This window comes from Pseudovibrio sp. Ad37 (assembly GCF_001623075.1).
Classification (GTDB): domain Bacteria; phylum Pseudomonadota; class Alphaproteobacteria; order Rhizobiales; family Stappiaceae; genus Pseudovibrio.
In genome coordinates this window covers 1-24,205 of record NZ_LMCF01000210.1, presented here as the reverse complement: position 1 = coordinate 24,205, position 24,205 = coordinate 1, and the positions used below count along the sequence as shown (strand labels likewise).

The window sequence follows — 24,205 nt, the reverse complement described above, 5'->3', positions numbered from 1 at the left end:
CAACCCGTTCACGTAATTCTATCGGATATGGCTTGCCCATGTGCCCTCCAAAAACAAGGATGGCAACATTGAATCACAAAAAGTTAAAATGAGAAACCTGAATCAGATCTGGCGCAGCACGCTCTAGTATTGCTTCATCTGTTGACTCTGTCAGTTGGAACAGTTCCTCCAGTAAGGCTTCTTTTGTGGGTTCTTCTGCATTAGCTAGGCTGAGAGAGAAAATGACAAAAAGTAATCCTAAAAGTAGGCGCATGAGATTTCCAATAGCTGTGTTTATTTAGTTCATGGTCGTATAGTTTAGCTAAGCTCAATTGGACAAGAGAAATCTGGGCCATTTGATCAAAGCGATAGCGTTGGCCTCACAATCATCAGCCAAACAATCCCTAGTATCGCAATGAAAGCGGGGAAGCCGCAGGCGAACCAGATGCGGTAGAGGGTGTGATAGCGGGGTGGTAATGGCGTGCCTGCCGTGACTGCTGTTGTGGCAAGGTTTCGGAGTTGGATTTGTATCCAGATCACTGGGAGCCAGAATGCGCCAATAAGCATGTAGAGTGCGAGTGAGAGCACGATCCAACCTTCGGTCAGAGACCAGCCAACTTCTCTTGCCAGCAGGTATCCGGTGATGGGTTGAGCGATTACGGCTGTGGCTGTGAAGAGCGTGTCTGCGATGACAACTGTTCCTGCGGTGTGTGCGATTGCTGTGGCGTTCAGCGTTCTGGCGGCTATCACCATGAAGAACGCAATGCCTGCTCCAGTTCCGATGAGGACACATGCGCCGATGATATGCAGGAATTTGAGGAACTCGTAGGTCATCTTTCCTCCAGCAGCAGAATGGGAAAGAGGGCAAGGATCATGGCGGGGATTGTTTTGACATATGGGCCAAGAGGATCTGCCCAGAGATCCATCGCCCACAACGTGCCGGCACCTAAGTAGCCAAGTGTCACCGCGATCATGCCAAGGCAGGCGAGGCGGGTGTATCTTCTAAAGAGGATGAGGCTGCCAAGCGTGATATCGGTGATACTGCCTGCAAATACAAAGAGTAAGCTGAGTGTTTGATCCATGCCACGTTCGGTCAGAACTTTCTGTGCGTCACTAAACTTTATTGCTCCAATAATGCCGGAGGCGAGCCAGAAAAGAGCAAGGCAGGCGATGGTGAGGGGTAATAAAAGATACAGCCTTGCAAACCAGCGTTCCTGAGTGGAACCTGGCAGGCTGCTCAGTGTCTCATTAAGTGACTTGCAAGGAAATCCGCCCGCCTTTTGCCATGTGGTCGTATCAGTGGTGATGCCGTTTTGCAGGGTTTCGATGGATGTGGAGCGCAGGGGGGAACGCCAACCAAGCGTTCCAAGAGCATCTGCCAGTTTACTTGTCGCCGTCAGGAGCCAGTTTGGTGTTGTGATGGCATAGCGCCATTGCGGGAAGCCTTGCCATGCTCTCACTGCATTTGTGAGTTGCCAGAGTGTTTGCGATGTTGCTTCCGCAAGGTCTGCCGTTGTTCCTTTGGGGACTTTGCCCAGTGCGCAATGTGTGACCGCCTTGGCTACATCATCAAGTGCGATAGATTGTATTTGGCTTTCGGGAAACACCTTGAAACCGATGAACGGCATGGCGCTGGCCGCTCGCAGTAGCGCTGTTCCACCATAGGCTTGTGGGCCAATCACGAGCGCAGGACGCAGAATAATTGCATGCTCCAGCTGCTTCTGGAGGATTGCATCGCCTTTTGCCTTGGTGCGGAAGAAGTGCGTGGCTGCATCAGGCTTTACGCCAGCAGCTGAGATCTGGATGAATAGCTTATCTGTATTTTGCAAAGCCTCGCACATGCGCTCGATGGCCTGTACGTGGATGGCATCGAGATTGTCTTTGGCTGTGTCTTGCAAGGCGCCTGAGGCGTTGATGATAATGTCTGCCGTTTCGAAGATCTTGCGCCAATCCGTCGTGGTTGCGGCGGTAATATCCAGAAAGTGCCATTGAAGATCAGGGAAACATTGCCGGGCGGCTGACTGGGAGCGTCCGACGCCTGTGACATGAAACCCTGCTTGTTGAAGGTGTTTGACGCAAGCTGCTCCGATGAAGCCATAAGCGCCGAGGACAATTGCTGATTTGCGGGTACTCATAAAATGAACTTTTAAAACGAAGACCAGACTCACATGAATGCCTCAATCTAGCATGGGGCCATTGCGTTGAGTGTATCTTATTTGTCAACTTAGTTGACATAATCGATATGGAGTGGTCTGGTGGGTGTATGGAAGAGCGAGAAATGCAGAGAGACCCTGAACTGGCGGATTTGCTTTATGCGGGGATACAGATCACGCGGCCTTTGTTGCGGCACATCACCAATGCGGTGGATGTGGCCTCGCAAAAGCATGGGGTGAGTGTTGGGGAACGGGCCATTCTTGAGGCTTTGCTGAACAGTCGTGTTCCGATGACAGCGCCAGCACTTACAGAGCGGCTGGACCTTAAACGGCAGTTTGTGGCGCGTGTCCTTACAGCGTGCAAGGCTGCAGGGTTTGTGGAGACACAGGACAACCCTGCTCATATGCGCTCGCATTATTATGTGCTGAGCTCAAAAGGGCGGGAAGCGATTACCGCGATCCGGCAGGCGGAACTTTCTATTCTTGAAGAGCTTTTGCAGAACCTGAGTGCGGATGAGGTGCGCGCGCATCTGAAAGTGCAGCGGGCGTTGCTTGGTTGTTTTTCCTCACTGGCACAGTCGTAATTTGGAGGCATTGATGAATATGTGGAGTGTTGTTGGTTTTGTGGCTCTGGTGCTTTTGATTGGCGTTGGATACACGGCGCAGCGTTTGATGCGGTTGCAGGGGCCAACGCAGGGAGCTGTGATTGATACTGCGAACCGGGGTCAAGCTGCGTTGTTGGTGCTGGATGTGCAGGAGGACTTTACCAAGGATACCAAAGCACGGCAGTGGCCAACTGGCTTTGTGGAAGAGCGGATTGCGCGGATTAATGCGTTGGCAGCAGAGGCGCAGATGCGCGGAGAGCCTGTGATTACGACACGGCTGATTTATGAAGGCGGGCACTCCAACCTCCTGATTGGGTTGCTTGGCAAGGGGCTTGGGACGAAAGGTTCTGATGGGCTTGAGTTGGATACGCGGCTCAGGTTTCAGCCGGATGCGGATATTGTGAAGAGTGTGGGGGATGCATTTGCCAGTGACGAGCTGGAGGCTTTCCTGAAGACGCACGGTGTTGGTCGGCTCAGGATTGCCGGACTTGATGGATGTTACTGCGTGAAGAGTACGGCGCTTGGGGCGCTGGGGCGTGGATATGCAGTGGAACTGGCAGAGGATGCTGTGCTTTCCATTGATCTGAAGGGTTGGGCAGAGTGCCGGACAGAGTTGATAAGCAAAGGCGTAGAGCTGGTGAATTCAGCAGAGTTGGCTGAAGCTCAGTAGGTTCTGTTCTCACGTGCGTTGTGCTGGTTGCACATTGTCAACATGCATCTTACATGGGCATGGGAAAAGTCTGCGTCTGACGCAGGCTTTTTGCTTGTGTATCTGTGTGATGCATCTGTCTGTGGATCAAATTGAATGAGCTGAACCCTGGTATATTAAGCTGCCTACTAGATGTTGGGTGTTTTGCCGTTTCAAGACATACTGCCTCAAAATCTACACATTTGCCTTGGGGATTAATGCGGGAAAGGCTGTGGGTATATTGTTTAGATTGCTGCGTAATGTGCTATGGGTCTGTCTCCCAACAATAAAAGAGCAAACAGGAATAGCATGGCAGACGTTGAGTGCATCGTAATCGGTGCAGGAGTTGTGGGCTTGAGCGCGGCTTATGAACTGGCGCGCAGGGGACGTGAAGTTATTGTGCTTGAACAGCACGAGATCATCGGCTCCGAAATCAGTGCTCGTAACTCCGAAGTTGTCCATGCCGGAATTTACTACGCAAAAGATTCATTGAAATCAAGGGCTTGCGTGCAAGGTAAGGAGATGCTGTATTCCTTTTGCGAGGAATTTGGCGTGCCGTACAAGCGCGTTGGTAAGCTGATTGTCGCGACCGATGAAAGCCAGGTTTCCATGCTGGATGGCATCCGCGCACGTGCTGCTGCCAATGGTGTTGATGATCTTTTGATGCTCAATGAAGCGCAGGCGCGGGGCTTTGAACCGCATCTGGCGTGTAAGGGCGCCCTGTTTTCTCCTTCCACAGGCATTGTGGATAGTCATGCGTATATGATGGCGCTGCAAGGTGGGCTGGAAGCGCATGGCGGGCTTGTTGTTGTTGGGACAGAAGTCACTGAGATTGAAACCGGTATGCGCCCAAGCGAACTGATGGGTGCTGACATTCTGGTGGAAGAGGATCTGGAAGCGGCTGACCATCATCTTGATAATGATGAGCATGAAGAGTTTGCTGCCAAGAACTTCAAAGGTGACGGCTTTACCGTTGTCATGAAGGATGGCTACGCGATCACCTGTCATGAGCTTGTGATCGCTGCGGGTCTTCACTCCAACAAGATGCTCTCCAAGCTGGCCGGGCATATGTCTTGTAAAGTGCCGAAGCTTTACTACGCTAAGGGCAACTATTTCAGCCTTGCCGGAGATGCTCCGTTCTCACATCTGATCTATCCTGTGCCAGAGCCGGGTGGGCTTGGTGTTCACCTCACGCTGGATATGGGCAATCAGGCACGTTTTGGTCCTGATGTGGAGTGGATCGACGAGATCGACTACGAAGTGAATGAAGCGCACGGCGAGCGGTTTTATTCGCAGATCCGTAAATACTATCCCGATCTGGCTGATGGAAGCTTGCAGGCAGATTATTCTGGTATTCGTCCTAAGCTGGTTCCTGCGGATGCTGAAGCAGCCGACTTTGCGATTTGGGGTGAGGAAACTCACGGCATTCCGGGGCTGTTGACTTACATGGGTATCGAAAGCCCAGGCCTGACCAGCTCACTTGCGCTGGGCTCCATGGGCGCTGATCGTTTGGTCGGCGCGTAACTCATTCCTTATAATCCTCTCGATAATGCTAGGGAAATGTAGCGTTTCCCTGCCTAAACTGCTTTTTTCCGTCTGGAAGAGCAGGTGCGCTTATGAAGCTGAGCCGTCGAGACTTTGTGAAAACCAGCGCAAGCGGCGGGCTTGCGGCAGGTGCAGCTACATTCATTTCCGGCGGTGCTGGCGCGCAGCAATCTCAACCTGTTTTACCTCCTGCTTCTGTGGCGCCGGAAACAGCTTGCGCACAGTCACTCCTTGGTGCGGGTGTTGCTAAGCCGGATTTCACGTTGGACGTGGATGAAAAACCCTACTCCCAATATGGCGTCGATCTTAAAGGCATGCTTGTTGGTGGCACATGGCCGGGTACTCCCATCCGATATACGGAAGGGGATATGTTCCGGGTGCTCATCAACAACCGGATGACACATCCCACCTGCATTCACTGGCATGGACTGCTATTGCCATCACTACAAGATGGCGTGCCTGCGATTGCGCAGCTTCCCATTCAGGCCGGAGCTGCGCAATATTACGAGTTTCCGCTGGTTCAGCAGGGAAGCTATTATTACCACTCTCATCTTGGCTTGCAGGAGCAGTATGGCCTTCTAGGAGCTCTCATTATTGAACCCAAGGACAATCCATATTCCTATGATCATGATGAAGCGCTGATGTTTAGCGACATTCCACCAGCCGAAGGTGGGGAGATTATCAAAGGCTTGCGCAGTGGCAGGCATCGGCCCGAGATCAAAGATGCTTATGAGCCTCCTAACACCAAAGACTTTGATATTGATGTTGTGAATGCTGGTTACACCTTGAATGGGCAACCCAACTCCAAACCGTGGACGTTGACTGTCAAAAAAGGTGCCCGTTTGCGCCTGCGTCTGATCAACTCGTCCGGCAGTACCTTCTTCAGAATTTTCATTGATGGTCTGAAGTTCTCAGTCATTGAGGTTGATGGCAACCGTATGCAGCCTGTTGAGGGACAGAATGTCATCGTCCCGACATCGGCTCGCTATGATGTACTGGTGGATGTGCCGGACAGCGGCAGTTACACGATCCATGCTGCCGCGCTTGGTGATGATAAGCAGTGTCTGGGTGTCATCCATACCGATGATGTGAAGGTCAATGTGAATGACAAACGAGCTTCCTTTGATGGACCGACGATTGATTTCAGAAGCTTGAAGTCGCTTGAGGCATCTGGGTTTGGCCGAAAAGTTGACCGCGTTTATGATGTGCTGCTTTCCGGAGAGATGAAGGCCTATGAGTGGATGATGAACAATCATTATTGGCCGGAGCCTTATGCGGGGCCTGATCCGCAGAAGACGTATCTGGATGTGAAGCAGGGAGAGGTGGTTCAGCTGCGGATGATCAACCGGTCTCCCATGTCTCACCCCATGCATCTTCACGGACATACATTTCGCGTGCTCGGCGGGCCTGATGATGATTATGCGCCAGTGATGGATACGGTCTGGGTGCCTAAGAAGCAGACGGTGACTATCGAGTTTCTGGCCAATAACCCAGGCATGTGGGCCTATCACTGCCACAATATCTGGCACCTTGCTGTCGGTATGATGCAGCCGGTGCGTTATGTGGTTAATGAGCGTGAGATGTTGCGCTAACTTCGTGATTTCTGCTGAGGAGTTGTTCTTGGTGTGTTTACGCTGTTGCTGGATTTAGCCGCGTAAAGATGGGGCTGTTGCGTCTTCCTTTTGCCCGAAGTTTCGGGGAAAGGAAAAAACAATGAAAATCAGAAAGTTTATGGGCATCGGCCTGCTGGTGTTGAGTGTTGGCCTGCCGAGTGCTCAAGCTGACGTTTATTGGGCAGATGAGCCTGATACCCTTGTAAGTAATAGAACTTTGGACTCGCGATCAAGTTTTACAGGGCCAACTGTTCGGCAGGTGCTGAGTGAATCATCTGATCGCGATATCCAGCGTGCTTACCAGAATCCGGCAGGGACTGATGGTCTGTACTTGCTCCTGCGTGATGAGAATGGTGTTTGGCATCGTGGCGGACGCCCTCCGGCTACCCATGTGACTGTCGAATTATGGGATCGGGGGCGATGCCAAACGACCTGTCATGTCTATCCATATCGCGAGGGCCGGGATCGAAGGTTCTTTTATACGACCTGTAACTGATGCTCGTGCTAGATGACCTCGCAGAGTGCTGCTGCGAGGTCTCGTCATGCTATGCAGCTGTTTTCCAATACTGAATAGATGCGAGATTTGAGCATCAGGTGATCTGATTTGGCGAGACTTCCCTGCTGAGCCAGTGCAAAAACTCCTCGATCTCTGGTTCGTTGCGTTTGCAGTAGGACCATTTCAAGTGTCTCTGAGAAGAGATGAAGCTAGCCTGTTTCAATATATCCAGATGCCTGCTGGCAGTGGGTTGGGCAACGCCTAAGGCTTCGGCAATCAATGTCATACAAACACCGAATTCAACCGGATCAGCTGATTGTTGATGGCTGAAGTGTTTTTTCGGTTCTCTCAGAAGGCGTAGGACCTTTAAGCGAGGCTCGCTGGAGATGGCTTTAATTTGTATTGCTCTATCCATATTGATAATCATATAGTCATTTAGCTAAATATCAATGTGAGTCGTGCTATGCTGGAACTTCCAAACACCTCGGTCATTAACGGAAACGCTGTTCGCTGGGGAGCAATGGGGGATGGACCGCCACTGGTTGCCATCCACGGCACACCTTTTTCTTCGCAGGTCTGGCGCAGGATTGTGCCGCATCTCTTCGATCACAGGAGGGTCTATTACTTTGACCTGGTGGGCTACGGTCACTCCGAGAAGCGCGAAGGGCAGGATGTTTCCCTCGGGGTCCAAAATGAGGTGTTGGCTGCGCTGTTTCAGGAATGGGAGTTAGATCGCCCTGATGTTCTGGCTCATGATTTTGGAGGCGCTACAGCTCTGCGGGCTTATTATCTGAATGGTCTGCGTTACGGTTCTCTGACGATATTTGATGCGGTTGCTTTGGCTCCATGGGGATCACCGTTGGTCCAGCATGTGCGCCAACATGCAGAGGCCTTTGCCGGGATGCCGGAGTATATGCATAAAGCGATGTTACGGGCTTATTTGCAGACGGCTGCTCATCACGAGCTTTCCGAGGAGACCTTGGAGATTTATGCCGCTCCGTGGATTGGACCCGTTGGGCAACCAGCATTTTATCGTCAGATTGCGCAGATGGACCAGAAATACACTGATGAAGTTCAGGGATTTTATGGGGCTCTGGATTGCCCGGTTTCAGTGCTTTGGGGGGCGTGTGATGAGTGGATCCCCTATGAGAAGGGGGAGGTTTTGGCTGGTCTGATTTCCGGGGAAAATTGCATTCCAATTCCTCAAGCAGGCCATTTGGTTCAGGAAGATTGCCCTGAAGCTATTGTCGCTGCGGTGTTGAAGCAGATTTTGGGTAGATGACTGCCCAAGCTTTGCTTGATTGAAAACCACCCCGCAGCATGGTGCTGCAGGGTGGTGTTGGTCAGCGATTGTCGAGCTGGCTGCGGACGCGGGTCAGGCCCAGTTTGGTGATGCGATAAGGGCGGCCTCCTTTTGAGGAGATCAAGCGTCTGTACTTCAGTTTTCTGAAGATGTGCTCGGAAAGACCGGCATAATACCAGCCGTCCCGGGTGACGCAGTTCATTTCTTCCAGAGTGCCATCGTCGTCACGGCGCAATTCAATGCAGCCGCCTTGTGCCAGCACATGCAAAATGCGCTGTTCAGCTTTCGAAATATCCATGGATGTCTTTGAGTTTTAAAGATGCACTTGTCTCGTCTGCCCGCTCATGCGGTCAATGAGATTGTTTGGTTTGTGCATGCCCTGTCTATCTTCGACAGGGCTTTACCGGGACTCTTGTCGAGCTCGCATCAAAACTCCATTGATTGATGGCTGCCTTATAGGCAACGCAGCTGGGTGTTGCAAGCGTGCGATTTCTTGCTGGATTGCGAAAATAAGCAGGTGTTGCAGATTTGCTGGAAGTGTTGGGCGTCTCTCCCTATTGTTCTATGCAACGTACTTTTCGGGGATGTGCTCCAAGTCTGTTTCGCAGTCACTCCAATAATGTGCTAGGGGAACTACGTAGCGCTGTGCAGGTGCTTTCCTAATTGATCTGAATGAGACTTTAATGACCGACGATATCTCTGTAATCCTGCTGTGGCCGGGGCTTTTGAATCCGTTTGCCATATTGATCGCCGCCTATATGGGCTACTACGCCAACCAGCGGGGGAAGATCTTCATTGCAGGATTTGCTGCAGCTGCGCTTAGCCTGTTTCTTGAAGGGCTTATCAAGCTTGTTGGAATACCTTTGCCGTGGAACCCTGAAGTGGGGCCGCTGGCGTTGTTCCCGTTCCGCTTTGCGACGGGGCTGATTGTAAGTGCTATTGCTATGAAAATCGGCGCAAGTCGTCGTCGCGCAAAGTGAGTGCTGAGGGATTGTTGTTCAGCGTGGGTCAAGCTCCAGATGCTTCTGCGCGACTTTCTACAAGCTTCTCCCCGAAATTTAGGCACTCTGGTTCAAAAACCCCCGAAGATTCACTTGCCATTGCGGGGTTGATGGCCTACCCAACACCATTGAGAAATTAGGTGGTCTTCGTGGCTATGCATCGCGTGGCCGGACTTCCGTGAAGACTTATACGAACACAGGATATTGATCGCATGACGCTGCTTGTCGATACGCGCACTCCGGATCCGAAGAAATTCATCAAGGGCGCAACTGGCGACTGGGAAATCGTAATCGGCATGGAGGTTCACGCTCAGGTGACCTCTGAAGCCAAGCTTTTCTCGGGCGCTTCTACCAGCTTTGGCAGCGATCCGAATAATAATGTGAGCTTGGTTGATGCGGCGATGCCGGGCATGCTGCCAGTGATCAACGAAGAATGTGTTCGTCAGGCTATTAAGACTGGTTTGGGTCTGAAGGCCGAGATCAACCTGAAGTCCGTTTTTGATCGCAAAAACTACTTCTACCCTGATCTGCCGCAGGGCTATCAGATCTCCCAGTTTAAACAGCCGATCGTTGGTGAAGGTATCATTCACCTTGATATGAAGAGCGGTGAGCAGGTTGAAGTGGGCGTTGAGCGTCTGCATCTGGAGCAGGATGCGGGTAAGTCCCTGCATGACCAGCACCCGACCATGTCATTTGTTGACCTGAACCGTTCTGGCGTGGCGCTGATGGAAATCGTTTCCAAGCCAGACATTCGCTGTGCTGATGAGGCTAAGGCTTACCTGACCAAGCTGCGCACCATTTTGCGTTACCTTGGCACTTGTGACGGTAACATGGATCAAGGCTCCATGCGTGCGGACGTGAACGTTTCTGTTCGCAAACCGGGCGGTGAGTTTGGTACGCGTTGTGAGATCAAGAACGTGAACTCCATCCGTTTTGTTGGTCAGGCGATTGAATACGAAGCGCGTCGTCAGATCGGCATTTTGGAAGACGGCGGCAAGATCGATCAGGAAACACGCCTGTTTGACAGCGTGAAGGGTGAGACCCGTTCCATGCGTTCTAAAGAAGAAGCGCATGATTACCGTTACTTCCCGGACCCAGATCTGCTGCCGCTTGAGTTCACTCAGGCGCTGGTTGATGAGATGGCTGCGGACCTGCCGGAACTGCCGGATGAGAAGAAGGCGCGTTACATTAAAGACTTCGGTCTGACCCCATATGACGCTGACATTCTGGTTGCTGAGCGTGTCTCCTGTGACTTCTTTGAGGAAGTTGCCAAGGGCCGTGATGCGAAACTGGCTGCGAACTGGGTGATCAACGACACCTTTGGCCGCTTGAACAAAGAAGGTCTGGATGTGACTTCCAGCCCGATTTCTTCTGAGCAGCTGGGCAAAATCATCGATCTGATCAAAGCAGGCACCATTTCCGGTAAGATCGCGAAAGACCTCTTCGAGATCGTCTGGAGCGAAGGTGGTGACCCTGCGCAGATCGTTGAAGATCGCGGCATGAAGCAGGTGACTGACCTTGGTGCGATTGAAGGCATCGTGGACGAGATCCTTGCAAACAACACTGACAAAGCAGAGCAGGCGAAAGAAAAGCCGGGCATGCTTGGCTGGTTCGTTGGTCAGGTGATGAAAGCTTCTAAGGGTAAAGCAAACCCGCAGGCAGTCTCTGACATGCTGAAAGCGAAGATCGGTCTGGAATAAGTCATTCCTACAGCTTTATAGAATTCGAAGGCCCGCCAGTTTGGTGGGCCTTTTTTGTTGGAGAGGCTAGTTCACCTCAACCCAACTTCCTGATTTGTGAGAGCGGCGAGCGGCATCGACGACTTTTGCGACTTCGAGACCATCTTTGAAGGTTGGCCAATTTGTGGCTCCAGTTGCGATAGCCTCCAGAAAATCACGAGCCTCGATGATCAGCTGATCCTGATAGCCGGTGCCGTGACCGGGGCCGAGGCAGAAGGCTGCATAATCCGGATGATGAGGATTGGTGAGGATCTTTCTGAAGCCGGATTGCTCCGGTTCATCTTCCATTTTGTAAAGCCAGAGGGCGTTCTGGTCTTCCTGATCAAACCGCAGTGCGCCTTTGGTGCCGGTTATCTCATAGATAATGCCCATCTTCTTGCCCAGTGCGATACGGCTGAAGAGGAGGTGACCTGTTGCGCCGCTTTTAAAAGTGCACATAAACTGAGCCACATCATCATTGGTGACTTGCTCGACGATGTTTGGCGCGCATTCTGACGGGCGTGTTTTGAAAACGGTCTTAATCTGTGCACTGACTTTCCTGATTGGACCAACCAGAACATGGGCGCAGTTGATCATGTGAGGGGCGAGGTCTCCCATAGTACCGTTGGAGTCTCCGCTGGAGCGCCACGTGGCAGGGGCACTGGGATTTGCGAAAAAATCTTCGGTATGTTCTCCGCGAAAGAAAGTGATGTCTCCGATTACATCTTCTTTGATGAGCTGATGGGCCAGTTGTGTTGCGGGTGTGCGAATGTAGTTGAAACCCACCAGATTGACTTGCCCCGAGGTTTGCGCTGCCTGTGCCATCGCGGTTGCGTCTGCAAGGCTCGCGCCCAATGGTTTTTCACAGAGCACGGGCTTTCCCAGTTTGAAAGCTTCCAGGGCGATCTTTCGATGGGTGGTTTGTGGGCTGGCAATGACTATAGCTTCAACTCGCGGGTCGTTGACCAATATGCTCCAGTCTCTGGTGTATCTGGCAAAGCCAAACTGCTCGGCTTTCTCCTGAGCACCGGTTTCTGTGGTGGTGCAGATCATCTCAAGTCGGGCACGGAGTTTGGTGTTGAACACTGCGGCTGCCGCGTTGAGTGCGACGGCGTGCAGTTTTCCCATATACCCTGCACCGATCAGGCCAATGCCAATTTCCATAGGGCGTCCTTTTATAGATGAGGGAGGGTATGCCCGCGGGGTTTAAAAACTAATCAGGGAAACCGATAAGAATTGGAAATGTTCTGTTGCTTGATCCCTTTAAAGGGACTAGGGAGAGGCGTTGACCCCAAGAAAAGTTGACTGGATATCATCTCATTTTGAGTGCGCGTCCCCAGCTGGGTTCAGATTGGTTCTGCGGGTGCGTGTAAAGAAGTTGACGAACAGAGGCGATTGCTTTTGGTGGGTTTGGGGTTAGAGCGTGGTGAAAACGTGTCTCTTGAATGAGTTACCCCTAATATCTCAGTAATTCTAATGGCTTAGAGATATTTCACAGGGTTAATTTTCGCTGTGAATCATCATCGCTCTGCCTAGCCACGACCATATCTCCGCCTTATTACACTACGATAAACTTCAGGTGATCGGGCGTTATGGAGACTTGTCTGGTCTGGGGTCTAAGCTCTGCTAGAACTTATAGTTGCGCAGTGTATGCGAACACTGCACTTTGTTGTATTTGAAACCTTGGGGGCGTCTCGTTGCTTAATCAACGAAGTAGTTTTCTTTCCAATATCGCTGTATTTGGCGTCATTTGCTCCAGTGTTGGACTTGGGGCTTTTGCTTCTTCTTCAGCGACTGTTGCAGGCGAAAGCTCTCAATCTCAGGTGCCATTTACCTTTGGCGCACTCGTGGCAAAGATGAAGGCACAGGCGCAAGACGCCTATCTTGAACCAACCAGCGAATTGCCGGAAGCACTGGCGGCCTTGAAGTACGATGGCTATCGGAAAATTGGCTATAAACGCGACCGCAGCAAATGGAAGGACACCGAGAACTTTCGGGTTCATGCATTCCATCCGGGCTGGTTGTTTAAAAATCCTCTGAAAATTCACGAGGTAAGCGAGGGCGCTGCTCAACCATTCGTGTTTGAAGCTGCTGACTTTGACTATCAGGATGCGGAGCTGACCGCATCGCTGAGCGATGTTTCTTTTCCCGGTGTTGCCGGATTCCGCTTGCTAAATCCACTCAATGTGGAAGGGCGGATGGATGAGCTTGTGGCGTTCCTGGGCGCCAGCTACTTCCGTGCTTTGGGCGCGGGCAATGTTTATGGCTTGTCCGCACGTGCGCTTGCCATTGATACAGCCAGCGGTAAGCCGGAGGAGTTTCCAAACTTCACTGCGTTTTATCTTGGCAAGCCAGTAGATGGCTCTGACAAGGTGACGGTTTGGGCTGAACTTGATAGCCCGAGTGTGACCGGAGCCTATCAGTTTGTCTTTAAGCCAGGCCAGCAAACAGAAGTTGATGTGACTGCACATCTGTTTTTCCGCAATGATGTGGAGCGGCTTGGCATTGCACCACTGACTTCCATGTATCTTTACGGTGAGAATGACCGTGTCGGGTTTGATGATTTCAGACCAGAAGTGCATGACAGTGATGGGCTGAAGCTGCGCTTTGCCAATGGCAAGACCGCGTGGCGGCCACTTTCCAACCCGGATAATCTGCAGCTTTCCTTTATTGGTGCCAGAAGCCCAGCTGGATTTGGCCTGATGCAGCGTGACAAAGATCTTGAGAATTATCAGGACCTTGAAGCTCGCTATGACAAGCGTCCAAGCCTTTGGATTGAGCCTCTTGGTGATTGGGGTTCTGGAGCTGTCATGCTTGCAGAAATTCCAACAGATCAGGAAATCAACGACAATGTTGTTGCCTTTTGGTCTCCGAATGAAGCGGTGAAAGCGGGTGATGAACTCTCATTCCACTACAAGATGTATTGGGGTGATGAAGTTGGTCGTACTGAGCAGATGCTGATGCCTGTGGTCCAGACCCGTTCTGGCAAAGCCGGGCATTCGGCTTCTGAAGAGAGCTCGCTGACCCGTAAGTTTGTGGTGGACTTTGATGCTGAGTTGTTTGCTGAGAGCGGATTGGATGGGGAGCAGCTTGTACGCGCAAAACCATTTATTGAAAACGCTGCTTTAAACGGCACAGTAAACTTTGCTGACGTTCGCTACATTGAAGAGCTGGGTGTTTATCGTGTGTTTCTGGATGTTTCCCGCGATGACATTGAAGTCCCGGTTGAGTTGCGCCTTCAGCTGACTGATGGCGAAAAAGCAGTTTCCGAAGAATGGCTTTACCAGTGGGGGTGGAGCTCATGAGGCCTATGACATCTAATCTATTTTCGACAAATGTTGACTTGAGCAGCGGTCCAGTTGCACCGCTTGCCATGCCAGTGCAGGATCTTTCTGCAGATGATAGCTGGCTTGTTCTGATCTGGCGTCGCATGCGGTTTGGGCGCAGCTACTCTGCGCTTCCTTCCAAACGGACGCGCTTGCAAAAAGCCATCTCTACCTTTTCGGAGCGGTAATCCATGGATAAGCCGTTTCGCGACGGGGTAGGGCACCGCCGGGCTGCGGCTTTTGTCTTCTGTCTGGCGTTGTCCCTCAGCTTTACAGGGCTGTTTTATGCAGCCTTGAGTGCTGACTATCTTAATATCTATGAGGTTGTTCGGATTGTGCTGCTGTTTGTCAGCACCCTCTGGCTTTCCTGGGGTGGAGCGACCGTTCTGCTGGGTTTGCTTTATGGTCGCTCTGTTCAACCTCTTGAGGCTGATCCGCGATCTTTGCCTGCTGCTGGCACCGCAATCCTCATGCCGATCTATCATGAAGATGCGCTGGTCGTTGCCGCTCGTCTTGCTGCGATGATGGATGATCTGCGCGCTAACAATGCAACACACCTGTTTCACTGGCATGTGCTTTCTGACAGTCGTGATGAAGAGATTGCGGCAGTGGAAGAGCAAGTGGTGCGCCAGTTGGTTGCCCGCTATCCGGAACAGAAGATTTTTTATCGTCGCCGGACTGACAACCCTGGCCGCAAAGCAGGCAATGTTGCCGAGTTTGTGCAGCGGTGTGGTGGTGCCTACCGTTACATTGTGGTGCTGGATGCTGACAGTCTGATGCGTGCCGACACATTGGTGCACATGGTTGGACGCATGGAAGCCGAGCCCAACCTTGGGCTGTTGCAGACCGTGCCGATGCTTGTTGGTCTGAAAAGCTATTTTGGCCGCAGTATCATGTTTGCTTCTGGCATGTTTGGCCGGTCCTTTGCTTTTGGCCTTGCTGCGATGCAGGGCGAATGCGGGCCATTTTGGGGGCACAACGCGATTATTCGCACACGTGCATTTGCCTCCAGCTGTGGTTTGCCGGAGTTGGATGACACCGCGGCATTTGGCGGGCACATATTGAGCCACGACAGTGTTGAATCTGTGCTGTTGGCGCGTGCGGGCTGGCAGGTAGAGTGTGATCCACGGATTACTGGCTCCTATGAAGCTGCGCCTGAGAATATTTTAGGGTATGCCGCGCGTGATCGGCGTTGGTGTCAGGGCAACTTGCAGCATTCCCGTGTGGTTGGGGCTCGTGCTCTGAAGCCTTGGGGTCGGTTCTCTCTGATACTTGGCATAATGTCTTATCTGAGCTCTCCGGTTTGGGCTGCGTTTCTTCTGGCAAGTTTGTTTGCGCCTTTGGATCTTCCTGTGCTGCAGGCCTACACCTTCCGGAACCACCTTCCGGTTCTTGGCCACATTCCGATGAGTGCGGCTTATGAAGGGGCAGCTTTGCTCTTTGGCGTGGTTGCCTTGCTGGTGCTGCCGAAAACACTTGTTGTTTTGAAAGAAGTATTTCTAGGCGTAGAGAACACCTCCCGCCAAGGCATACTGGGCGGTTTTGTGGAGCTCATCAGCTCTGCGGTGTTCGCACCGGTCTTGATGGTGTTTCAGTGCCGCTCTGTCTTTGAGGTTCTGATGGGCCGGGACAGTGGCTGGACCAATGCGCACCGCGATGCGGGCCGCTTGCCTTTGCTGGACTGCCTCAAATCTGTCTGGTGGGTGAGTGTGATTGGTGCGCTGGCCATGGGGCTGAGCTGGATTGGTGAAGCCTCACTCTGGCTTTGGGTGATGCCGGTTGCTCTGCCGATGCTGCTCGCGCCGTTCATCATCTGGGCAAGCTCTTACAATGTGGGCAGCCGGGCTGCTGAACGTTTGGGCTTTGTGCTTTCCTCTGATCAGGAGGGAGCCGCGCAATTGCTCGCTCATGTGGAAAAATACTCCGCAGATCTCAGGGTATAGACGTTCATTTTGTGCTTTGAGGGCCACATCCATCAGCTGAACCGCTGGGATGTGGCCCTTCTTATATCTGCTGATGTCTCTTCGACTTAAGCTTTCGGTCCAAGCCTCTGATGGGGATGCAGTGATGCCGGAAGAGACAGTTTCAACCCGATTTTGGTGGCGTCCCGCAGGCGTCTTTGTTCTGATTGCAGGATACTTGCTTCTGCATCTGGTTTTGCGCGGTTATTTCTCTCCCACACTCAGCACGGATGACATGTTTGAGAACGTGTTTGTGCAAGAGCTGAAGCTTGGTTACCAGGTGCGGCAGCCTCCGCTTTATGAGTGGATGCTTTATGGGGTTCAGAAGATCTTCGGGCCGACGATATGGAGCTTTCTGGTTCTCAAGTACGCACTGGTGTTGTGTTTTGCGCTGTTCCTTTACGCTGTTGCCCGGCAGGCGATTGCCAATGCAAAACTGGCTGCGCTTGCCGTGTTTTCTTACGTGGCGCTCTACCAGATTGGCTTTAACCTGCATGAGGGCGTGACACATACTGCTGTGCTGATGGCGGCGTCTGCAGCAACGGTTTATTGCTTCCTCTGGCTTTTGAGGGAGAAAACGGTGACCGCGGCAGTGTGTTTGGGGCTCGCAGTTGGGTTCGGGATGCTTTCCAAACATTCCTACGTGCTGGTGCCCGCTGCTATTTTTCTGGCTGCGCTCAGCGATGGACATTGGCGCAGGCAAGTGCGGCTTCCAATGTTGGTCGTTGCCGCTGTGATCGCGGCTGCGGTGTACTCGCCCTATCTTTACTGGGTTATGACTGGCGAACAGGCCCTTGTCGGTTCTGCGTTGACTGTGATGCGCGAGGGAGAGCAGGGGGGCGGACTTGCCCGCGTTGTGACGGGTGAGTTGCGGTTGCTGGTGAGTGTGCTCGGGTTCTCCGTGCCGTTCTTGCCGCTGGTGTTGCTGCTGTTTTTCTCCGCTCTGTTTCGCGGCGAAAAAGCGGAGGTTCCAGATCCTGACGTGCCGCAGGTTGGCAGGCTGCTTCAGCGGGCTTTGCTTGTTTCTCTGGCTCTGGCGTTTGTGGGCGTGTTAGCCAGCGGGGCGCAATACATCAAGGAACGGCATATTCATCCGGTGCTGCTCTTGTTGCCCATCGTGATGTTCACTCTCATTTCCCAGCGGCGCTATTCACCGAGATCGGTGAAGATCTACAGCAGTGTGCTGGCCCTGCTGGTTCTTGTGGTGCTGGGCATCCGTATCTCCGGCTTTCTCGCCCCGGACAAAAGGATGTGCGGTGGGTATTGCCGGCATATGAAGCCCTATGAGGATCTGGGTAAGCAGCTCAAGGCTCAGTTCCCTGAGGCAGAACAAGCGACGATCGTTTCGCTGGATGAATACACTGGCGGAAACCTGCGGGTTACGCTGCCAGATGCCCGACACATCATCCAAAGCTTCCAACCCAGCACTCAACAACGGCAAAACTGCTTTGTTGTCTGGGATATGGGAGACAACGGCGCGCAACGCGGTCTGCAGGCAGCGTTTACCAGCGGTGGTTTTGGACCCGGCAAAGCACCTGTTCGCGAAGATACTTTACGTTCAAATCAGATAGATGTGAGTTGGCCTCATTTGTGGAAGAAGGATAACTTCCGTAAAACAACATTCGGCGTCGCGAAGATTGATCGCGATTCTGAAATTTGCCGCTAACTCATATTGGGTGTTTTGATGCTGAAGAGATGTGTTGCCAAAGACGAAGACATTGAGGCTGTAGTGCAGATGATGAACGGAGGAGCTTCTTCCCAGCGTGTTCATCTGGAAAACGGGGAGACCGACACATATAAGCCAGCGTTTCACGCGATCCAGCAATGCCCTAATACCGATATTTATGTGGGTGAGACAGATACGGGCGAGGCGGTCGCAACTTTTCAGCTGAATTACGTGAAGGGTCTTGCCTTCAACGGCAAACCGCGTGGTCAAATTGAGAGTATGCACACTCGTGCTGATATGCGCGGCCAGGGAATTGGGCAGGAAATGCTTGCCCACGCGGTCAAGTTGGCACGTGATAAAGGCTGCTGTATGGTGCAGTTGACCTCAAACAAAGAACGCAGTGGCGCCCATCGCTTTTATACCAGCAACGGATTTGTGCCGACGCATGAAGGCTTCAAGCTTATTTTCTAAGTGTTAACTGGCATGAAACCCGGACGTTTCTCGCTGCAGGATTTTGGAAATACTTGCATCCCCGAACCGGGGGGATGAAACTTTCCTTTATTCTCTCATTTCAAGTGTTTTCTTACAGGTGACCAAATGGCTGTATCGCAGACCAAACCCATTGAGCTTTATTATTGGCCAACACCGAATGGTTGGAAGATTTCCATCATGCTTGAGGAACTTGATGTTCCCTACGACTTGAAGCTGGTGAACATTGGGCGTGGTGAGCAGTTTGAGCCAGATTTTCTCAAAATAGCGCCAAACAATCGTATGCCTGCGATTGTTGATCCTGAAGGGCCGGGCGGTGAGCCGATTTCGATTTTTGAGTCAGGTGCTATCATGCAATATCTGGGGCGGAAGTTTGAGCGGTTTTATCCATCAGAAGAACGTACTCGTGTTGAAACGGAAGAATGGTTGATGTGGCAAATGGGTGGGTTTGGTCCCATGCTTGGGCAGAACCATCATTTCCGCGTCTATGCACCCGAAAAAATTGAGTATGCGATGACCCGTTATTTCAACGAGACACATCGGCTGTATGGTGTGCTTAATAAACGGCTTGCTGATCGGGCTTATGTTGCAGCCGGGGAATATACGATCGCAGATATGGCAATATTTGGTTGGTCTCATCGCTGGGAACGGCAGGGAATGGATTTGGAAGAGTTTCCGCATGTAAAGGCTTGGCGCGAACGTTTGTTGGCTCGCTCTGCAGTTGTCAGAGGGTTAAATGTGGGTGACCAGAAGCTGAAACCTCAAACATTGCAGAGGACAAGCAGGCACAATCAGTGCTGTTTAATCAACGTGGATCATAGCCTAGTGACATAGCAGTCTCTTCCAGAGCTGTTCGACGTATATGCCTTGGGGGTATCTGCAGAGGAGACTTCCGCCTTCGATCCCTTTTTAGGCTATTTATTCTTCACGTCACCGGCACTTTAAGTTGATTTGAACCGGAGGTCTCTCAAACCTAGGCTCACGCAGAATGATAAATTGAAATCACTTGCGAATGGACCTTGGAACTATGCGGGCTCATAAATTTTTCCTGACCTCTCTTATTCTGGCTGTTTGGGCGTTTGCCTCGCCTGTCTCAGCCGCTTCTTTTGAAGACCCTAAGTACAGTCTTGAAGTGAAAGACGAGGCGGGTACTAAAACACTGCGCGATGCTTTCACCAAAGGACCTGCTATTTTGCATTTCTGGGCAACATGGTGCCCGAACTGCCGTGTTGAACTGCCAGCAATGGAACGGTTTGAAGATGAGTTAAAGGCGCAAGGTCTGGATGGTCAATTTGTTGTCGTAGCATTGGAAGATGTTCCTTATGGCCGTATCCAGAGTTTCCTTCAAGATCGTTTGGAACTGGAGCGCTTCACCAGCTATCAAGCCGTTGATATGCAAGCGATTGGAACCGCATTTCAGGTTGCGGCGATGCCTTACACGCTCTTTATCGATGAAAACGGGGATGTGCTTGGTGGAATTCCGGGATCTCTTGAATGGGATGCCCCACAGATCAAAGAGACCTTTATTGGTCACCTTCAAGGCAAAGGTACGATTGCTTCTGGTAACTGAGTCTGATTTTCGGGTTTCTGCACTTTAGGATTTGGAACCCAGGGAAAGTTGATTGATTATCCTTTGACACATGAGAGCCCTCTTGTCGGATTACTCAAATCCGGGCAAGTTTGGGCTCTTTTTCATACGAGTTGAAAGAGCTTCCATGGTGATGTCGATTGCAGGGAAAATCTGACCCAGTGGAGTTTCGAATTTGACCATCTGGATGATCCCTTCAAAAGCCATCATAAAATCATCCACCAGATGGTCTATGTCCTCTGGTGCTTGCAGATCATTTTCAAACTTTACCAAGCGCCACCGGATCTCAGCTGCCCATTGGAGACGCAATGCGAGGTACTCTTGACCCAGCTCCGGGTCAAGCCGCCCAATCTCGCCAATGGTGGACCAGTAGAGGCTACCTTCGGTACGGTTCTGTTCCTCGCATAGCTCTGCAAAATCAGTCAGCATCAGGTACATGCAGGAATAAATATCAGCGTACATTGCGGAGCTTGAGCTAACTTGCTGGCTAAATCGCATGAAGTACCATCGCATATCCGGGGCGATGAGATCCCGTTCTCCCTCAAATCTTTGGCGCAATAAGTCAGGAGCAATCTTTGCTGCTTCAGCGACTGTATTGATGCTTGCAGCTTGCCGACCTTTTTCCAAAAGAAGCTGGAAAGCTATTTTGAACACCTCTTCCAACCTGTGAGGCGGAATTAAGTCGTCGGGATTTTTGTTGCTGATCATAAAACCACAGACTCATCCTTAGCACTTCAACCTTAGCAAATTGCAGTAATTGTTGTGCGTCTTCCTGAGCGTCTTCGAGTTCAATTTAGCCTTCGAAGCGAGTATCCAGAGTGCCTGAGCTGTCGTAGATAGCATAAAACTGAAAATGATCCGGAAAAGAATGCAACGAGATATGTTTCAATTTGTTGGGGTTGTCCTATAGGCAGCTCTTTAAGATATTTTACAGCAAGGGGGCAAGCTGCAAGATTGATTTTATTATTTGAGTTTAGGGCGTTGCCAGATCACATTTTCACAAAAATTCAGGACGATCTTTTTGCAACCTGTCATTTTTAGAAGGCCACTGGGCAACAGGTGAATATTGATTGCAATTTCGTATCCACGCCGAGGATCATAGCCTTCTGCGTGCCATTTATTTTCTCCAGCTGCCTTTATATTCCAGAGTACCTTTAATCCAAGGACTTTGCGCTCCTGTTTGGTTGTATCGTGATTTCGGAGGTCCAGAATATCTTGCTGACGTTTCCCGTCGGGTGGTTTGAAGGACTGAAGCTGCCCACACATGGTCGAACCACATTGTGAGATGCTGATAATTGCACCTTTAGTTGTTTGCCACAAACCTTGCAGGTCAGAGGCCTTGGCTACTGTTACCAATGAAGTTGAGAGAAAAATAAAGCCAAAGATGAAACCAGAACGGATCATTCCAACCTGCTTGCTTGGTCACCTGCTCAATCTCAGGAGCAGGTGACTAGCTATCACAACAGGCCAGCTTGGGCTTGTTACCTCTTGGCTTAAGGTAAATTTACTTTGTACGGGTCCAGGTGTCGCCTTTACAGAAGATCAGCACGCAGCCTTCAAGTTTCAACTTGTTGCTGGAGACCAGCTCCATTTTGCCGGAGTATGTTTTGCCATCTTCTGCGTTGTAGACCTTGCCATTCCAACTGTTTGTTCCGCTAGGCTTCATGCCAAGAATAGTTCTTGAGCCAATTAAGGAGCGGTCACGCAGCTTTGGATCCGGGTTCTCTGTATCCTTACGTGGTTTTTTTAACCAAACAATGTTGCCGCACAGATTGCCCCCGCACTTGGAGATTTTAATCTTAGCGGTTCCGTTTGCCCGCAGCCAGGTGCCGGTTGCATCAGCCGCAAGCGCTGATGTTGCCATGCCAATTGAAAGTATCGCTGCCAGAGATGACTTCAAAAAGGGTGCTTTCATGGTTCCTCCCAAAACACTGAAGCTTGCTAATAATGGCTTTACCTTATCGTAAAGTTTGGAATGTGCAAGGCAATCAATCAGAGGACTAGACAAGCTCTCTTTGATTTCGATTCGCACAACCCATCAATTCAATCAGTGCGATATCCCTTGGTTTACAGCGTGTCAGAACTGCGTAATTTTTGATTTTAAAGCTGCTTTTTTCGTTTCAATCATGGTTTTTAACCGCCTTTTTAGAGTGTCAAAATCTAATAGTCCGCGACGTCAAATAGATTTCGGGGAGGCGTTGGCTTCCTCTTAACTCATGAAAAATTACGAGCAAATCCACACGAGTTCACTGTGTTTTAGGAGAGAGATTTAATGACTGTGTTGCAGTTTGATGGCGTAATTCATCGGCATGTGAAGCAAAACATATGCGAAGTAGAGTCTCTGTTACGGCGTGGTCTGGATGCGGCATCGGGAAAGGCCGGCGCTTGCGATCTGATCGAAGCACATAAGTGGTTTAACCTTGCTGCTATGCGAGGCAGTACACAGGCAGTGCGGTATAGACGTGAGGTATCTCAGGAAATGTCCAATATGGAGATTGCTGAGGCGCAACGCGCAGCTAGAGACTGGCTTTCTGTACATTGATACGAATTCTACAGTTTGTCGCGGTCGACATGAGACAAGCTTATGACCTGCGGTTTTGGGAAACCTCTCCCAAGATCGGGCCGGGGACACTCGCTTGATGGAGCGCTGTTTCTCAAGACAGCGTGCTGTCTTTCCCACCTGCTTGGGTAAGAGCCCGCTGCCTTGCATTGGTTTTACAATGTTGGTTGCAGTGCGGGGGTGCTAGGGATGTTCATTGTTTAATTATCAAAGAACTCGGGTTTTACCGATAGCCGGGTATCTGGCGTTGGTTTGGATATTGAGGCCTGATTTGATCGCGGTCTATTCCTGTAATGTTCTCCTTGAGAGTTTGTTGGTTGTGATTTGGTTGCCGGGATTAGGCTGATATTTGGTGTTGGCTTGATTTGAAGGCTTGAGGTGTTTTGAGTTTGGCCGTTTGGTTTGGGTGCTGCTGCTGTTTGTGCTTGCTGTATTTTGGGGCAGGGGTGTTTACGGTGAAGTTCCGAAAGTGGCGCGAACGTGCTTCTGGGCCTGGATGAGCTGAGCAGAAGCGAGCGTTTCTTGTGCTGGCGCACGTTGAGTTTGATGAGAAGCTGTTTTTCTGCTGACTTGATTTAGGATGTTGGTTCTGGGATTTGGCCGATGCCGATGCCGATGCCGATGCCGATGCCGATGCCGATGCCGATGCCGGAGCTGTTGTTCGGACGGGGGGATATGTTTTTTGGGTGCGGGAATAAATGTTGGCAGATGGGGAGTAAGTCTGCAGCGGAGCCTTGATCTTGGTTGCTTCTTGAGACTGACCTGATGCAAGGTCAGTTCTGGCCTTTTCCTACTGTTTGGTCCTCCTGTTTGACATAGCAACGTAAGATTGGTGACTTGAACGCAAAAGAGCGCAAAGCGTCGCAAATGGGCTTTGATGTGTTTGCAGGCTGCTGCAGGTTGTCTTTTGTTGTTGTGCTTGGCGTGTGGTTTTGTTTTTTCGGCTCTCGGCTCTCGGCTCTCGGCTCTCGGCTCTCGGCTCTCGGCTCTCGGCTCTCGGCTCTCGGCTCTCGGCTCTCGGCTCTCGGCTCTCGGCTCTCGGCTCTCGGCTCTCGGCTCTCGGCTCTGGAGCATTAGAATGTCTGCCTGTTGTTCTCTCTATATGAAGTGCCTGTTTCAATAAGCGCCTCTGATTAGTGAGGCTTATCTCTTTAACGCCAGCTTAGCTTACTCTGCACTGTTGTGGTTGATGGAAGCGCAGGGGGAGTGTGGCTTGAGGTTAGAGCCTTAGACTTCATTCTTGGCAAGTTGCAGTGTGTTGATCTTCTCCTTCTCGATCTTGTAGCGCTGTGTTGTTTAAGGGCGTTCTTTGTTAGCCAGCTTTTGTGTGTTTGGTGGCGGTCTTGATTGAGTGGTGTGTTTTCCAAGTGTCTGTGCAAATTTTGGATTTGTTAATTTTTGTTGTTTGTTTGGTTGTTATTGGCTTGTTTCTGCGGTTTTAGGGTGTCTGGTGGTGGTGTGTGGGTTGATATATGAAGTTATTGAATTGTTTGAATTTTAGTTTTTGCCCGATT

The 24,205-nt window shown here is 51.1% G+C and carries 24 protein-coding genes and 1 pseudogene; 16 read left to right on the top strand and 9 right to left on the bottom strand.

The genetic code is table 11. From position 1 onward, the window contains the following. Positions 1 to 73: 73 nt before the first annotated feature. The 3 genes from PsAD37_RS21435 to PsAD37_RS21425 form a co-directional block, all read right to left on the bottom strand. A complete protein-coding gene (locus PsAD37_RS21435) occupies positions 74 to 253 on the bottom strand; it encodes a hypothetical protein (protein WP_063297862.1) in 180 nt (59 codons plus the stop codon). An 86-nt stretch (positions 254 to 339) separates the two neighbouring features. Further along, entirely contained in the window at positions 340 to 813 is a 474-nt protein-coding gene (locus tag PsAD37_RS21430) for a DUF2269 domain-containing protein (protein WP_063297861.1), read from the bottom strand. Continuing rightward, positions 810 to 2,114 (bottom strand): SDR family oxidoreductase, encoded by a 1,305-nt coding sequence (locus PsAD37_RS21425; RefSeq protein ID WP_063297860.1) that lies wholly within the window; start codon positions 2,112 to 2,114, stop codon positions 810 to 812. Before PsAD37_RS21425 ends, PsAD37_RS21430 begins: the two co-directional genes overlap by 4 nt. 143 nt (positions 2,115 to 2,257) lie before the next feature. Here PsAD37_RS21425 and PsAD37_RS21420 point away from each other — a divergent pair, with 143 nt between their 5' ends. The 5 genes from PsAD37_RS21420 (at position 2,258) to PsAD37_RS21400 (ending at position 7,079) form a co-directional block, all read left to right on the top strand. Further along, positions 2,258 to 2,716 (top strand): MarR family winged helix-turn-helix transcriptional regulator, encoded by a 459-nt coding sequence (locus tag PsAD37_RS21420; protein ID WP_063297859.1) that lies wholly within the window; start codon positions 2,258 to 2,260, stop codon positions 2,714 to 2,716. Positions 2,717 to 2,729: 13 nt separating this feature from the next. Further along, the gene (locus PsAD37_RS21415) at positions 2,730 to 3,407 is read left to right on the top strand and encodes a cysteine hydrolase family protein (protein WP_063297858.1); all 678 of its coding nucleotides are present in this window, start codon (positions 2,730 to 2,732) and stop codon (positions 3,405 to 3,407) included. Positions 3,408 to 3,734: 327 nt separating this feature from the next. Beyond that, positions 3,735 to 4,949, top strand: a complete 1,215-nt coding sequence (locus PsAD37_RS21410; RefSeq protein ID WP_063297857.1) for an NAD(P)/FAD-dependent oxidoreductase — start codon at positions 3,735 to 3,737, stop codon at positions 4,947 to 4,949. Between the two features lie 92 nt (positions 4,950 to 5,041). After that, positions 5,042 to 6,562 (top strand): multicopper oxidase family protein, encoded by a 1,521-nt coding sequence (locus tag PsAD37_RS21405; protein ID WP_063297856.1) that lies wholly within the window; start codon positions 5,042 to 5,044, stop codon positions 6,560 to 6,562. 121 nt (positions 6,563 to 6,683) lie between these two features. Further along, positions 6,684 to 7,079, top strand: a complete 396-nt coding sequence (locus PsAD37_RS21400) for a hypothetical protein (RefSeq protein WP_153039838.1) — start codon at positions 6,684 to 6,686, stop codon at positions 7,077 to 7,079. A 94-nt stretch (positions 7,080 to 7,173) separates the two neighbouring features. Here PsAD37_RS21400 and PsAD37_RS21395 read toward each other — a convergent pair whose 3' ends face one another. Beyond that, a complete protein-coding gene (locus tag PsAD37_RS21395) occupies positions 7,174 to 7,506 on the bottom strand; it encodes a helix-turn-helix transcriptional regulator (RefSeq protein ID WP_063297854.1) in 333 nt (110 codons plus the stop codon). Positions 7,507 to 7,542: 36 nt separating this feature from the next. Between PsAD37_RS21395 and PsAD37_RS21390 the strand changes: the two genes are divergently transcribed. After that, positions 7,543 to 8,361, top strand: a complete 819-nt coding sequence (locus PsAD37_RS21390) for an alpha/beta fold hydrolase (RefSeq protein ID WP_063297853.1) — start codon at positions 7,543 to 7,545, stop codon at positions 8,359 to 8,361. A 61-nt stretch (positions 8,362 to 8,422) separates the two neighbouring features. Here the strand turns inward: PsAD37_RS21390 and PsAD37_RS21385 are convergent, their stop codons facing one another. Then, entirely contained in the window at positions 8,423 to 8,680 is a 258-nt protein-coding gene (locus tag PsAD37_RS21385) for a YjhX family toxin (protein WP_054667435.1), read from the bottom strand. Between the two features lie 385 nt (positions 8,681 to 9,065). Here PsAD37_RS21385 and PsAD37_RS21380 point away from each other — a divergent pair, with 385 nt between their 5' ends. Next, positions 9,066 to 9,362 carry a hypothetical protein gene (locus tag PsAD37_RS21380; protein ID WP_057463341.1) on the top strand — a complete coding sequence of 99 codons (297 nt, stop codon included), beginning with the start codon at positions 9,066 to 9,068 and terminating at the stop codon, positions 9,360 to 9,362. A 233-nt stretch (positions 9,363 to 9,595) separates the two neighbouring features. Further along, the gene (gatB, locus tag PsAD37_RS21375) at positions 9,596 to 11,083 is read left to right on the top strand and encodes an Asp-tRNA(Asn)/Glu-tRNA(Gln) amidotransferase subunit GatB (protein ID WP_063297852.1); all 1,488 of its coding nucleotides are present in this window, start codon (positions 9,596 to 9,598) and stop codon (positions 11,081 to 11,083) included. 66 nt (positions 11,084 to 11,149) lie between these two features. Here the strand turns inward: gatB and PsAD37_RS21370 are convergent, their stop codons facing one another. Continuing rightward, positions 11,150 to 12,265: a Gfo/Idh/MocA family protein gene (locus tag PsAD37_RS21370; RefSeq protein WP_063297851.1), complete on the bottom strand. Its 1,116-nt coding sequence runs from the start codon at positions 12,263 to 12,265 to the stop codon at positions 11,150 to 11,152. A gap of 533 nt (positions 12,266 to 12,798) precedes the next feature. On the opposite strand from PsAD37_RS21370, the gene PsAD37_RS21365 reads away from it, so the two are divergent. The 7 genes and pseudogenes from PsAD37_RS21365 (at position 12,799) to PsAD37_RS21335 (ending at position 20,113) form a co-directional block, all read left to right on the top strand. Then, on the top strand, positions 12,799 to 14,406 hold the full coding sequence (locus tag PsAD37_RS21365) for a glucan biosynthesis protein (protein WP_063297850.1): 1,608 nt from the start codon (positions 12,799 to 12,801) through the stop codon (positions 14,404 to 14,406). Positions 14,407 to 14,411: 5 nt separating this feature from the next. Next, positions 14,412 to 14,615, top strand: coding sequence for a hypothetical protein (locus PsAD37_RS21360; protein WP_063297864.1), 204 nt, complete (start codon positions 14,412 to 14,414; stop codon positions 14,613 to 14,615). Positions 14,616 to 14,618: 3 nt separating this feature from the next. Further along, on the top strand, positions 14,619 to 16,370 hold the full coding sequence (mdoH, locus tag PsAD37_RS21355) for a glucans biosynthesis glucosyltransferase MdoH (RefSeq protein WP_063297849.1): 1,752 nt from the start codon (positions 14,619 to 14,621) through the stop codon (positions 16,368 to 16,370). Positions 16,371 to 16,494: 124 nt separating this feature from the next. Beyond that, positions 16,495 to 18,054 carry a glycosyltransferase family 39 protein gene (locus PsAD37_RS21350; RefSeq protein ID WP_063297863.1) on the top strand — a complete coding sequence of 520 codons (1,560 nt, stop codon included), beginning with the start codon at positions 16,495 to 16,497 and terminating at the stop codon, positions 18,052 to 18,054. Positions 18,055 to 18,072: 18 nt separating this feature from the next. Further along, positions 18,073 to 18,525 (top strand): N-acetyltransferase, encoded by a 453-nt coding sequence (locus PsAD37_RS21345; protein ID WP_063297848.1) that lies wholly within the window; start codon positions 18,073 to 18,075, stop codon positions 18,523 to 18,525. Between the two features lie 126 nt (positions 18,526 to 18,651). Further along, positions 18,652 to 19,364, top strand: a pseudogene (locus PsAD37_RS21340) (glutathione S-transferase N-terminal domain-containing protein). 206 nt (positions 19,365 to 19,570) lie between these two features. After that, on the top strand, positions 19,571 to 20,113 hold the full coding sequence (locus PsAD37_RS21335; RefSeq protein WP_208992012.1) for a TlpA disulfide reductase family protein: 543 nt from the start codon (positions 19,571 to 19,573) through the stop codon (positions 20,111 to 20,113). 90 nt (positions 20,114 to 20,203) lie between these two features. On the opposite strand, the gene PsAD37_RS21330 is transcribed toward PsAD37_RS21335, so the two are convergent. The 3 genes from PsAD37_RS21330 to PsAD37_RS21320 all read right to left on the bottom strand — a co-directional run bounded on the left by PsAD37_RS21330 (position 20,204) and on the right by PsAD37_RS21320 (position 22,046). After that, complete coding sequence (locus PsAD37_RS21330; RefSeq protein ID WP_063297846.1) at positions 20,204 to 20,839, bottom strand: TetR/AcrR family transcriptional regulator; 636 nt, start codon at positions 20,837 to 20,839, stop codon at positions 20,204 to 20,206. A gap of 255 nt (positions 20,840 to 21,094) precedes the next feature. Further along, entirely contained in the window at positions 21,095 to 21,535 is a 441-nt protein-coding gene (locus PsAD37_RS21325; RefSeq protein WP_063297845.1) for a DUF2147 domain-containing protein, read from the bottom strand. A gap of 100 nt (positions 21,536 to 21,635) precedes the next feature. After that, positions 21,636 to 22,046: a DUF2147 domain-containing protein gene (locus PsAD37_RS21320; RefSeq protein WP_063297844.1), complete on the bottom strand. Its 411-nt coding sequence runs from the start codon at positions 22,044 to 22,046 to the stop codon at positions 21,636 to 21,638. Positions 22,047 to 22,403: 357 nt separating this feature from the next. On the opposite strand from PsAD37_RS21320, the gene PsAD37_RS21315 reads away from it, so the two are divergent. Further along, positions 22,404 to 22,673 carry a hypothetical protein gene (locus tag PsAD37_RS21315; RefSeq protein ID WP_063297843.1) on the top strand — a complete coding sequence of 90 codons (270 nt, stop codon included), beginning with the start codon at positions 22,404 to 22,406 and terminating at the stop codon, positions 22,671 to 22,673. The last annotated feature ends 1,532 nt before the right edge of the window (positions 22,674 to 24,205 follow it).

Coding starts and splice junctions, on each gene's coding strand:
- PsAD37_RS21435 (WP_063297862.1), bottom strand. CDS start 253: ATGCGCCTACTTTTAGGATTACTTTTTGTCATTTTCTCTCTCAGCCTA.
- PsAD37_RS21430 (WP_063297861.1), bottom strand. CDS start 813: ATGACCTACGAGTTCCTCAAATTCCTGCATATCATCGGCGCATGTGTC.
- PsAD37_RS21425 (WP_063297860.1), bottom strand. CDS start 2,114: ATGAGTACCCGCAAATCAGCAATTGTCCTCGGCGCTTATGGCTTCATC.
- PsAD37_RS21420 (WP_063297859.1), top strand. CDS start 2,258: ATGCAGAGAGACCCTGAACTGGCGGATTTGCTTTATGCGGGGATACAG.
- PsAD37_RS21415 (WP_063297858.1), top strand. CDS start 2,730: ATGAATATGTGGAGTGTTGTTGGTTTTGTGGCTCTGGTGCTTTTGATT.
- PsAD37_RS21410 (WP_063297857.1), top strand. CDS start 3,735: ATGGCAGACGTTGAGTGCATCGTAATCGGTGCAGGAGTTGTGGGCTTG.
- PsAD37_RS21405 (WP_063297856.1), top strand. CDS start 5,042: ATGAAGCTGAGCCGTCGAGACTTTGTGAAAACCAGCGCAAGCGGCGGG.
- PsAD37_RS21400 (WP_153039838.1), top strand. CDS start 6,684: ATGAAAATCAGAAAGTTTATGGGCATCGGCCTGCTGGTGTTGAGTGTT.
- PsAD37_RS21395 (WP_063297854.1), bottom strand. CDS start 7,506: ATGATTATCAATATGGATAGAGCAATACAAATTAAAGCCATCTCCAGC.
- PsAD37_RS21390 (WP_063297853.1), top strand. CDS start 7,543: ATGCTGGAACTTCCAAACACCTCGGTCATTAACGGAAACGCTGTTCGC.
- PsAD37_RS21385 (WP_054667435.1), bottom strand. CDS start 8,680: ATGGATATTTCGAAAGCTGAACAGCGCATTTTGCATGTGCTGGCACAA.
- PsAD37_RS21380 (WP_057463341.1), top strand. CDS start 9,066: ATGACCGACGATATCTCTGTAATCCTGCTGTGGCCGGGGCTTTTGAAT.
- gatB (WP_063297852.1), top strand. CDS start 9,596: ATGACGCTGCTTGTCGATACGCGCACTCCGGATCCGAAGAAATTCATC.
- PsAD37_RS21370 (WP_063297851.1), bottom strand. CDS start 12,265: ATGGAAATTGGCATTGGCCTGATCGGTGCAGGGTATATGGGAAAACTG.
- PsAD37_RS21360 (WP_063297864.1), top strand. CDS start 14,412: ATGACATCTAATCTATTTTCGACAAATGTTGACTTGAGCAGCGGTCCA.
- mdoH (WP_063297849.1), top strand. CDS start 14,619: ATGGATAAGCCGTTTCGCGACGGGGTAGGGCACCGCCGGGCTGCGGCT.
- PsAD37_RS21350 (WP_063297863.1), top strand. CDS start 16,495: ATGCCGGAAGAGACAGTTTCAACCCGATTTTGGTGGCGTCCCGCAGGC.
- PsAD37_RS21345 (WP_063297848.1), top strand. CDS start 18,073: ATGCTGAAGAGATGTGTTGCCAAAGACGAAGACATTGAGGCTGTAGTG.
- PsAD37_RS21335 (WP_208992012.1), top strand. CDS start 19,571: ATGCGGGCTCATAAATTTTTCCTGACCTCTCTTATTCTGGCTGTTTGG.
- PsAD37_RS21330 (WP_063297846.1), bottom strand. CDS start 20,839: ATGATCAGCAACAAAAATCCCGACGACTTAATTCCGCCTCACAGGTTG.
- PsAD37_RS21325 (WP_063297845.1), bottom strand. CDS start 21,535: ATGATCCGTTCTGGTTTCATCTTTGGCTTTATTTTTCTCTCAACTTCA.
- PsAD37_RS21320 (WP_063297844.1), bottom strand. CDS start 22,046: ATGAAAGCACCCTTTTTGAAGTCATCTCTGGCAGCGATACTTTCAATT.
- PsAD37_RS21315 (WP_063297843.1), top strand. CDS start 22,404: ATGACTGTGTTGCAGTTTGATGGCGTAATTCATCGGCATGTGAAGCAA.